7 protein-coding genes are annotated in these 9,678 nt (G+C 60.5%); 4 read left to right on the forward strand and 3 right to left on the reverse strand.

The annotated features are described in order from the left end of the window. The 3 genes from VN887_14770 to VN887_14780 all read left to right on the forward strand — a co-directional run. Positions 1-1,711 (forward strand): MMPL family transporter (locus tag VN887_14770; protein HXT41270.1); only part of this gene is annotated, 1,711 nt, incomplete at its 5' end. Next, positions 1,678-2,379, forward strand: a complete 702-nt coding sequence (locus VN887_14775; GenBank protein HXT41271.1) for an outer membrane lipoprotein carrier protein LolA — start codon at positions 1,678-1,680, stop codon at positions 2,377-2,379. The genes VN887_14770 and VN887_14775, both read left to right, overlap by 34 nt. Further along, the gene (locus VN887_14780; protein HXT41272.1) at positions 2,376-2,816 is read left to right on the forward strand and encodes a 3-hydroxyacyl-ACP dehydratase FabZ family protein; all 441 of its coding nucleotides are present in this window, start codon (positions 2,376-2,378) and stop codon (positions 2,814-2,816) included. The genes VN887_14775 and VN887_14780 overlap by 4 nt, the downstream gene beginning before the upstream one ends. A gap of 5 nt (positions 2,817-2,821) precedes the next feature. Here the strand turns inward: VN887_14780 and VN887_14785 are convergent, their stop codons facing one another. From VN887_14785 to VN887_14795, 3 genes are all read right to left on the reverse strand, one after another. After that, on the reverse strand, positions 2,822-3,703 hold the full coding sequence (locus VN887_14785) for a PIG-L family deacetylase (protein ID HXT41273.1): 882 nt from the start codon (positions 3,701-3,703) through the stop codon (positions 2,822-2,824). A gap of 516 nt (positions 3,704-4,219) precedes the next feature. Further along, positions 4,220-4,873 carry a response regulator gene (locus VN887_14790; GenBank protein ID HXT41274.1) on the reverse strand — a complete coding sequence of 218 codons (654 nt, stop codon included), beginning with the start codon at positions 4,871-4,873 and terminating at the stop codon, positions 4,220-4,222. A gap of 36 nt (positions 4,874-4,909) precedes the next feature. Then, positions 4,910-7,975: an ATP-binding protein gene (locus tag VN887_14795; GenBank protein HXT41275.1), complete on the reverse strand. Its 3,066-nt coding sequence runs from the start codon at positions 7,973-7,975 to the stop codon at positions 4,910-4,912. 451 nt (positions 7,976-8,426) lie between these two features. On the opposite strand from VN887_14795, the gene VN887_14800 reads away from it, so the two are divergent. Continuing rightward, on the forward strand, positions 8,427-9,678 hold a 1,252-nt coding region (locus VN887_14800; protein HXT41276.1), incomplete at its 3' end, for a DUF1549 domain-containing protein.

Here is a 9,678-nt window from a genome sequence, read left to right on the forward strand (position 1 = left end):
GGCTGCCGAACGCCTTGAATTGCGCGCCGCCGCCGCCGCCAACGGATTCGCGGGAAACGCGCTTGCGCTGACCGACAGCATACTGGACACGTGGCAGCGCGCACAGGCGCTGACCGGTGTTTTTTGGCCCACCAATCAAATGAGCGAATGGATTTTCGAAAAATTCGTCGCCCGTACTCCGACAAACTTTTACGTCCTCGGACTGCTTCATACCGCCGCTGACAACTCGCTGGCCGATACCGCCCGTCTCGAGTCTCAACTTCCGCGCGAAGGTGTCCGCCTCTCGGGTTGGGAACTTCTGGGCAGCGCGGTTCTCGCCAGTGTAAAGAGCAATTTGTGGAAGCTCGTGTTACTCATGGTGGGCCTTGTGTTACTCTCTTTGTGGCTCGCGTTCCGCAGGTTTCAGGAGGTATTCCTCAGCTTGAGTGTGTTGTTGATCAGCGGCCTTTGTCTCCTCGCGGTCATGCGCGTTGCGGGCTGGTCCTGGAATCTGTTGAATCTGATGGCGCTGCCGCTGATCCTCGGCACTGGAGTTGATTACAGCATTTTCATGCAACTGGCGCTCCGCCGCCATCATGGTGATTTGAGCATGGCCTACCGCTCGGTTGGACGCGCGCTGTTGCTTTGCGGCGCCACGGCCGTCGCCGGTTTTGGCTCGCTGGCCTGGTCGAGCAATGCGGGTATGTCCAGCCTCGGACAGGTATGTGCGGTGGGGATCGGCGGCAATATGCTCGTCTCGGTCTTCCTGCTGCCGGTGTGGTGGAGGACGTTTGCCGGCCAAAATTCGACCAGTAAAAGTCCGACGACACGATCCGCAATTCGCGGTTCTCCGTCCGCCACGCCGTCTCGCTTTTACCGGACCGAACTCTGGCTGGCCGGCATCGCGGTTGCCCGCAGGCTATCCGCCCAAACGTCCGCCCGAATTTCCAGAGTGCTGGCGGGCGCCTATTGGACGTTTGCGCGCGCACGCCGTGAAGTCGTGATCCAGAATCTTCTGCCGGTATTTGACGGCGACCGCCGGACCGCCGAACAGCGTGGTCGCGTTCTCTTCCATAACTTTGCAATCAAGCTTGCCGACCTGTTCCGTTACGAGAGCGGACAATCGATAGACCAAATGTTCGGCGAACTGACCGGATGGGAGCACTTCGTCGCCGCTCAATCGGCAAAACGCGGCATCCTGCTGTTGACACCACATCTCGGCAACTGGGAGTTTGGCGCGCCGTTGCTGGCGCGCCGTGGCGTAAACCTGCTCGTCATCACACTCGCCGAGCCGCAGGGACGCATGACCGCAATCCGTCAGGCCGCGCGCGCGCGGTGGGGAATCGAAACGCTCGTGATCGGCAGCGATCCCTTCGCCTTTGTTGAAATAATCCGCCGGCTGGAGGCTGGCGCGACAGTCGCCCTGCTGATGGACCGCCCGCCGGAAGCGAGCGCAGTGCTGGTGGAATTGTTCGGCAGGACATTTGCCGCCTCGGTTGCCGCCGCCGAACTCGCACGCGCCTCGGGATGCTCGCTCCTGCCCGTTTATCTGCCGCGCACGGAAAAAGGTTACGCCGCGCACATCCTGGAGCCGGTTCCTTACGACCGCGCCGCTTTGCGCTTGCGCGAGGCGCGCCTCGCGCTGACGCGGGAAATCATGCGTGCTTTTGAACCCGCCATTCGCCAATATCCCGACCAATGGTATCACTTCGTTCCCATCTGGCCAAAGTAGCGCGGACTTTCTGTCTGGTCGTGTTCATCGCTTTTTTGCATGAACGGCCCCTCGCCTCCGACGCGAACCCCGAGCTCACCGCGTGGCTCAACTCGCAAACGAACATTCAAACCTGGTCTGCCGAGATCATCCAGACGCGCATGCTGAAGTCATTAACGCAGCCGCTCACGGCCACCGGCCATGTGTGGTTCGCGGCGCCGGACCGGTTTCGCTGGGAACTGGGCGATCCACCGGAAACTATTGCCGTCCGCCGGCCCGATCAACTGCTGGTGATTTATCCAAAACTGAAACGCGCCGAGAAATACCCGCTCACCGGAGATCGACCCGGCCAGTGGCGCGACACGCTGGCGTTGCTCGAAGCGGGGTTCCCCCGGAATCAAAGCGAATTGGAGTCGCGCTTTCACGTCGTTGCGCAGACCACGACCAACGGCGTCCACGAGGTCAGCCTCCAGCCGAGGTCCGCCTCGGCCCGTCGGATGATGCCACAGATCCGGATTGACTTCGCCCTGGACGATTTTTCCCTTCGAGCGACCGAACTCCGGTTCGCCGACGGCTCGATCATGCGGACCGATTTCACCAACGCGGTGTTGAATCCGAAGCTCGACGACTACATCTTCGCGCCGAAACTGGAGAGTGACGTCAAGATCGTCGAACCGCTGAAAAAATGAACGCCTCTCTTTCCGAAGCCATGGCCCGCCTGCCTCACGGCCCCGAGTTCCGTTTCCTTGACCGGCTCGTGAGTCTGGAGCCGGGCGCGAACGGCATCGGAGAATACACGGTGCGCGGTGACGAGCCGTTTCTACACGGGCATTTTCCGGGTGAACCGATGATGCCCGGCGTATTGCTCGTCGAAGCTGCGGCGCAACTCGCCGGCACCGTTGCGCAAAGTGATCCACGAGTCCCGCCCATGCCCGGCTTGAAGCTGACGGCGATCCGTGCTGCAAAAATTACCGGCAGCGCACGGCCCGGCGAGACCATCCGTCTCGAAGCCCGGGTGTTGGGTCGAATGGGGAATCTGGTGCAGGCAGGGGCAACCGCGAGCACCGGAGGGAGAATCGTTCTGCAATGTGAATTGACGTTGAGCGGCGACTCACCTTCGCAGTAGAAACGTTACACGACACGCCACCGGCCCAGGCGGTTGCGGAGTCGATCCAACCGTGCCCGCTGCGCCAACAGCTTCGGAAAATCGGCCAGCAACTGTCGGTAGTCTGGAATTCCGCCCCACGCCGTCACCGTGAACACTTCCAATGCCCTCTTTGAGTTGATGCCGAGTTCGCGATTGCGCCGGAGAAACCGCCGACGAAGCGCGTCCCTCCACGCAGCGTGCGAGCCGGGCGGCTTCAAGTCGTGCCGTCCCACCCAAGGCAGCCATTCCGCTATTTGCGACTGATGGCACCAGCTCATCGCGCACACCTGGTCAAACGCGTCCTCGACTTCGACGGCCAGGTCGTACGCATTCGCGCCGAACATGTAGCCATCGTAAACGTTCAGTATGACCGGCACCTTGCAGGGTTTTGATTTCGTTTCGTCCGCGGGAAATTCGGGCGTGAACGCATGCGGTACATTGATCATGTAAGCGACCTTGCGAATCGTCTCAGCCACGGCGACATGATCGATATGAATGCCCGCCAACGGTTCAGCGGGCCACGGAGGGCAGAAGAGGTAATCCGGCTCGAACTCGCGAATGACCTGCCACAGCGCCGCCAACAAATCGGTGCCCGGTTGCAAACAGGCCTCGCGTGGAACCCGGCCATTCGGATAACGCAATGTGGCAAACTCGTAACCGCCGATTTTCGCGGAGGCCCGTTGCTCCTGCAGCCGCAGTTTTCCGGTCTCCTCCCGCGTCCGGGCATGGTGACCGGCTTTGCCATCGGTGCAGACGATCACTCTGGCGCGCAGTTGATCACCGAGTTTTCGCCTCCACATTTCGAACGTCCCGGCCGCGGTGAACTCGTAGTCGTCGAAGTGCGCGTGGACAAAAAGGATTTTCATGGCGGAACGGGCGCATCGAAACACATCCGCGACGCGACTGCCAGCCGGTTTTGGCATGCGGCCCGAACGAATTCCATGCAAACCCGGCGTGCGTCTTGACTGACCAACCAGAAAAATCTCTGCTCGTCCGCGAGATAATGTTCGGCAGGATTATTGACCGTGTCGATTCGCATTCCGCGAGCCTGCTCCGTGTTCGTGGCTGCGCGCCACCGGAAGGCGGAGGCTTCAAAGGTCCTTCAACAAACTCTTCACACAACGCCGCGCCAAAAACCCTCCGGTCAATGACATTCGCGCAGGAAATTAGCCCCTGGCAGGTGCACCGGAGATTGTGAACTGTCGCGAAGTGGTTTGGCCGCCGCAAAGCGCCGAACCCAAGGTCCGCCCTGCTCGCGCGTTACCGACGGAGCGAACGCCTGGCGTCATGGCAGAGGCCACGGGCAGCAAACGCGACTTACCGCGTGGATGCACATCAAGTCACAAGTCCCACATCCCGAGCGCCGCCACCCCCTTCGTCTTTCAATCTTCGCCATCGTCTTCTTCGCTCTGCCATTTCGGATAAACCTCGGCCCCAAGCTCACCACGTCGAATGAGCTCCTGCAAATCACGAATGATCGTGCGCCGGGCGACCTTGAACTGTCGCGACAGCGCGGAAATATTCGGACGCTCGCCCGCACGCGCGAGCATTTGACGAATTTGCGTCTGGCGGCTCAACCGGTCCGTGGAACGGCTCAGCAAATCCTCCACATCCACGCGCCGGGACCGTTCCAATGCCTCGAACTGCCGCACGACCTCGGCCTCACCGCACTCGGCCAGCGCCGTCTCGACGGTCCGCCGCAGCTCGTTCAAATCCACGGGCTTCGTAATGCAGTAGTGGGCGCGGCGCGGTCCCTGCAGCGCATGGATTTGCTGGTGTGCTTCCAGCGCGCCAGAGACGACAATGATCGGCACATGGGGCAGCAGCTCCTTGAATTCCGCCAGGTAATCGAGGCCGAGTTCTCCCTTCCCCAGGATGTGATCGAGGATGATAAGATTCGGTGGTGTCCTGGCGATCGATTTCAAAGCTTCGCTGGCCGTGTTCACGCGCATGAGTTCATACCGCCCCAGCGCTTCTTCGTAGATCTCATATTGAAGATCGTCATCTTCGACGACCAAAATCCGACGGGTGTTCATGGGCTGATGGAATTTAACCCCCGGAGGGCGGACAAATCAAGTTTCGGTCGTGCGCGCAGCGGGCATCAGGATGGAGAACGTGCTGCCTTTACCGGGCACAGACTCCACCAACAGGCCATAACCCATTTCCTTGGCGATTTCGTACACCATGGACAAACCAAGACCCGTGCCGCGCCGCGTGGAAAACGCCTTCGTCGTAAAAAACGGTTCGAAGATTCGCGGCAGGATTTCAGGCGATACGCCGGAACCCTGGTCCTGGACCGAGATACAGACAAGTGGCGGTCTGGCCGCCGGAGCAAGCACCAGACCTGATGGCGCGTGTTCAAACAGTCCGGTGCGCAGGATGATATCTCCGCGTCCGCTCATCGCGTCGGCGGCATTGAGCACAAGATTGAGCAACATCTGCTGAACCAATTCGGCCACACCTTCGACCGGAGGCAGGTTTGCGGCCAGCTCCAGCCGCAACGTCACTTCCTGCTGGAACTGATCGGTGAGCACGCGTCTGACCTCGGATACAAGGTCGTTCACATCGCACAGTTTCTCTTCGCGACCGGCGCGGCTGATTCCCAACATCGCCTTCACGATTCCCGAACCTTGTTCCACCATCGTCTTGATCCGGTCCACCCGTGTCCTGACCTTCTCGGTGTCGCTGAGGTTTGCCTCGATGATCTGCGCGGAGCCTTTGATGATGGAGAGAATGCTGTTGAAGTCATGGGCGATCCCGGCCGCAAGTGTGCCCAGCGCCCGCATTTTCTGGCTGTGCAGCAACTCCTGGTTCGCGCGTTCCAGCTCCTTGGTCCGTTGCGCGACGATCCGCTCCACCTCGGCATAACTCCGCAACAACCGGAAATGACGGTTGACCGCGAGCCACGCCAGAAACAGCGTCACGACCGCGCCACCGGACACAATCGCGAGCAGGCGTGGCTCAAGAAACCAGGGAACAATCGAAACAAACTCGTGCACTTGAGCCTCGGCCTCTTCGTTCCAATTGCGGTCCATTGCTCGAATGGCGAACCGATGTTTTCCCGCCGGGAGATTGGTAAATGTCGTCGAGGTGTCCGAACCATACGAGGACCACGCGGCATCGTCCAGACGATGCGAGAACAGCAACCGGTCGGGTCGCGTGGCATCCCACTTGTCCCGGCCGCGGAAGTGAAAAGCGACCACGTCGGAAGAATAGACTTCGCCCGGATTCTCGCCGCCGAGGAATGATGAACCGGGCGCATCAAGATCGGCGGAGCGATGATACAAACAAACACCCTTCTCCGTGGCCGCCCAGAGCCCCCCGCGCCGGTCCTGCCAGACATCGAATGTTTCCCTGGCCGCCAGCCCCTCTTCCACACCGTTCGCCACCCACGACCCATCCGCGAATCGATTCAGGCCATTACTGGTCGCGACCCAGATTCCGCCGTCCCTGGCCTTGCACATCGCGCGGATGCGGCCGGCGCCGAAGCGCACGGTCGACCATGTTCGGCCGTTGAACTCGGAGATGATGTCCGAGGTCGCGCACCAGATCCGGCCGGGGCCCGCGTCCATCAATCCCACAACGCGCCCTTGCGGCACATTTCTCGCCTGGATGAAGTTTTTGCTTCTGTTGTCCCACATTCCCAGGCCGAGATTTCCTCCCAGCCATATCGTGCCGTCTTCGGTGGTGCGGAGGAAATTGAACTCGTTCCCCAGAGGCCAGTCCACGTTCGGCTCAAAGAACAGCTCGAAGTTTCTGCCGTCAAATGTCTCAAGGCGAAATTTTTCGGCCGGGTGATTCGCAACTGTCACCGCGCAAAGGGTTCCGTTTTTGAACTCGCCAATGACGGCCCTCACCTCGCGCCCGCCCGGATGAACAGCCGGTGAAAAAAGCTTCCTTCGAGGGTCGAATGACAGGACGTGACCGGCGGCGCTGACGATCAGACCGGCTTCCGGCGAACTGTGGAGGGAACCGAAGGAATCTGCGGCAACCGGGAATCCGGTCGGCCATTTGAACGACTCCGCCTGGCCGTTCCGGAGCGCGACCAATCCGTCCGCTCCCGCGAACCAGAGTCCACCTTCCCGATCCTCGCAAATTCCGAATACGGGTGTCCGGGTTGCGGCCATCTCGGGAGGTACACGCCAGGTTTGCGGCGAATGCCGCACCAGCCCTTCGGTGGTCGCGAGCCAGAAGACGCCGTTGGGTTCCGTGGCAACATCATAATACTGCGGGTTGCGCAACCCGGGAACATGCACTGCGACCCAGTCGCTCCCCTGGCGTTTGAAGAGCGCGCTGCGCGTCGCGGCCCAGACCGTCCCATCCAGGCCGGGCCAGGCGTAGCGAGCTCGTTCTGGCGCGGCGACCGGCACGCCCCAAGTCTGGCCGTTGAAATCAAGGACCACCTTTTTCGCATCCAGCGGGGAATCCGCCACGACCATAACACCCCCCTCGTCGTCTTCGAAAGGGCGCTCCAGGTTTTGGATCTGCCATCCCGGCTCGACTGGAAACTCCAGCCACGGTGACTCGGACGTCAATCGCCGGACCGGGCCCGGCAGTTTTGCGAGCCCCTTGGCACAGGCAACCCAGGCTCCTCCGTCGCGTGACTCGACAATGTCATTGAAACGTCCCAGACCCGTCTCACTGGCCCGGCGAAGAACAATCGTCCTGTTCTGTCCCGAATCAAACTCCAGCAGCCGATCGGGCAACAGCGCCAGCAGATGATCGCGCTCAGCGGGCAGGAGCGGGATGGGACGCACCAGTCGCAGCGCATTGGATTGGTTTTCCGCCCGCACCTCGTTCACCGGATATTCCGTCCACTGGTCGCGCCGGTACTCCATCACGCCGTCCGCGTAAACGGACCAGATCTGCCCGGATCGGCTCTCGTACACCGGGAAGTTCCCGCCTCCCGACATGCGAATGCTGCGCACCTGGAAGCCATCCAGCCAGCTGACCGGCCCGGTGCCATGCTTGGCCCAGACATTGCCGCGCGGACTGATGGTCACTGCGACGACGGACGGTTCCGCCAGCCCGTCGGCAACCCGGTAGACTCGCCAGTGCGATCCTCCTTCCGAGTGACACTGCAACGAGAAGCCCAGTAGAAAGGCCGCCCAAAACGGGGCCCTGCATTCACGCGCCATAATTGTTTTCCACCCGAAGCGGATCGATTCGTGCGGTGTTACGGCTGAACGATTGCCCGGACGCAAAGACGACGCAAGCCAAAGCTGACGCACGCCTGAACCGGAGAAGCGTCCCGCTCATCGAGCTGGTTCGCCAACCAGAGACCGGTCATTCCGGATTGCGGCGGTTGCAATCGTGGCGCGCGTCTTCCAAAAATGCACAAATCAGACCCAGGCCGACACCTTGAAACCAACCTTGCGATTTGCAATTGATGCCGGTGCTGCTAGACTTCAGAATCCTTTGGAAGCAAAAGAACCGATCATGCAATCGAACCCCGGCCACGTCTTCGCTGCAAGACTGGTCGGTTGTCTGTTTCTTTCATGGCTCGGCGGCTGTTTCGCTTCAGCAGAATCTGCACGCGCCGTTCCACGGTTCGCAACCCGAGCAGAGGTGTCTTTTCGCAACGACGTGATGGCAGTGTTTTCAAAGGCCGGGTGCAGTGCCGGCACATGTCACGGCAATAAAAACGGCAAAGGCGGATTCAAACTCTCGTTGCGCGGACAGGATCCAGACCTTGATTACGTCACGTTGACGCACGACGTTTTCGGACGCCGTGTCAACTCATTCGAGCCGGAGCAAAGCCTGATTCTGCTCAAGCCAACCGCGCAGGTCGCACACGAAGGCGGGCTGCGCTTCGAGAAGGGCTCGGAGGAATACGAAATCCTTCGTCGCTGGATCGCCGCAGGAACCCCCAACGACCTCGAGTCCGCGCCAAGGTTGGAAAAGATTGAAGTTACGCCGATGGAAAAAGTCCTGATCGAACCTGCCGGCAGAGTGCAGTTGCAGGTCCGAGCGAACTTTTCGGACGGCACGGGTCGTGACGTTTCTTCAACGGCCGTGTACGAGCCGGCAAGCAGCCTCGCTAAAGTCTCGCATGATGGACTCGTTGAGCGGCAGGGCTTCGGTGAAACGACGGTGCTGGTCCGCTACCTTCACTGTCAGGAACCGGTGCGCCTGGCCTTCGTGCCGGCGCGGCCCGGCTTCGTATGGAAAGGAACGCCCGCCAACAATTACATTGATGAACACATTTTCGCCAGATTGCGAACGCTTCGCATGAACCCATCCGAGCCGTGCTCTGATGAAGTGTTTCTGCGGCGGGCCGATCTCGATTTGCTGGGCCTATTGCCGACGGCGGAAGAGGCGCAATCATTCGTCGCGGACAAGCGACGTGATAAACGGGCGCGCCTGATCAATCAATTGCTTGATCGACCCGAGTTCGCGGATTTCTGGGCGCTGAAGTGGGCGGACCTGTTGCGCGTCGAAGCCCACTCACTCGACCAGAAAGGAGTGCAGAATTTTCATCACTGGATTCGGCGGAGCATTGCAGAAAACAAACCCATCGACCAGTTTGTCCGCGAGCTCGTGACCGCGCGCGGCAGCACGTACGACAGTCCTGCGGCGAATTTTTACCGGCCAAACCGCGACCCGGGCGCGCGCGCCAGGGCTGCCGCGCAAGTCTTCCTCGGCACACGCCTGCAATGCGCCGAGTGTCACAATCATCCCTCGGATCGTTGGACACAGGACGACTACTACGACTGGGCCGATCTGTTCGCGCGCGTGCGCTACAAGGTTATTGAGAACAAACGTGAAATCAGCAGCGACGAGCATGAATGGAACGGCGAACAGATCGTGTTTGTTGCTCGTGAAGGCTCGGTGAAAAACC

Origin of the sequence: Candidatus Angelobacter sp. (assembly GCA_035607015.1) — a bacterium.
Lineage (GTDB): Bacteria > Verrucomicrobiota > Verrucomicrobiia > Limisphaerales > AV2 > AV2.

Bases quoted from the DNA above. Each gene is read 5' to 3' on its own strand.
- VN887_14795 (HXT41275.1), bottom strand. From the start codon at position 7,975: ATGGCGCGTGAATGCAGGGCCCCGTTTTGGGCGGCCTTTCTACTGGGC.
- VN887_14785 (HXT41273.1), bottom strand. From the start codon at position 3,703: ATGAAAATCCTTTTTGTCCACGCGCACTTCGACGACTACGAGTTCACC.
- VN887_14780 (HXT41272.1), top strand. From the start codon at position 2,376: ATGAACGCCTCTCTTTCCGAAGCCATGGCCCGCCTGCCTCACGGCCCC.
- VN887_14775 (HXT41271.1), top strand. From the start codon at position 1,678: ATGGTATCACTTCGTTCCCATCTGGCCAAAGTAGCGCGGACTTTCTGT.
- VN887_14790 (HXT41274.1), bottom strand. From the start codon at position 4,873: ATGAACACCCGTCGGATTTTGGTCGTCGAAGATGACGATCTTCAATAT.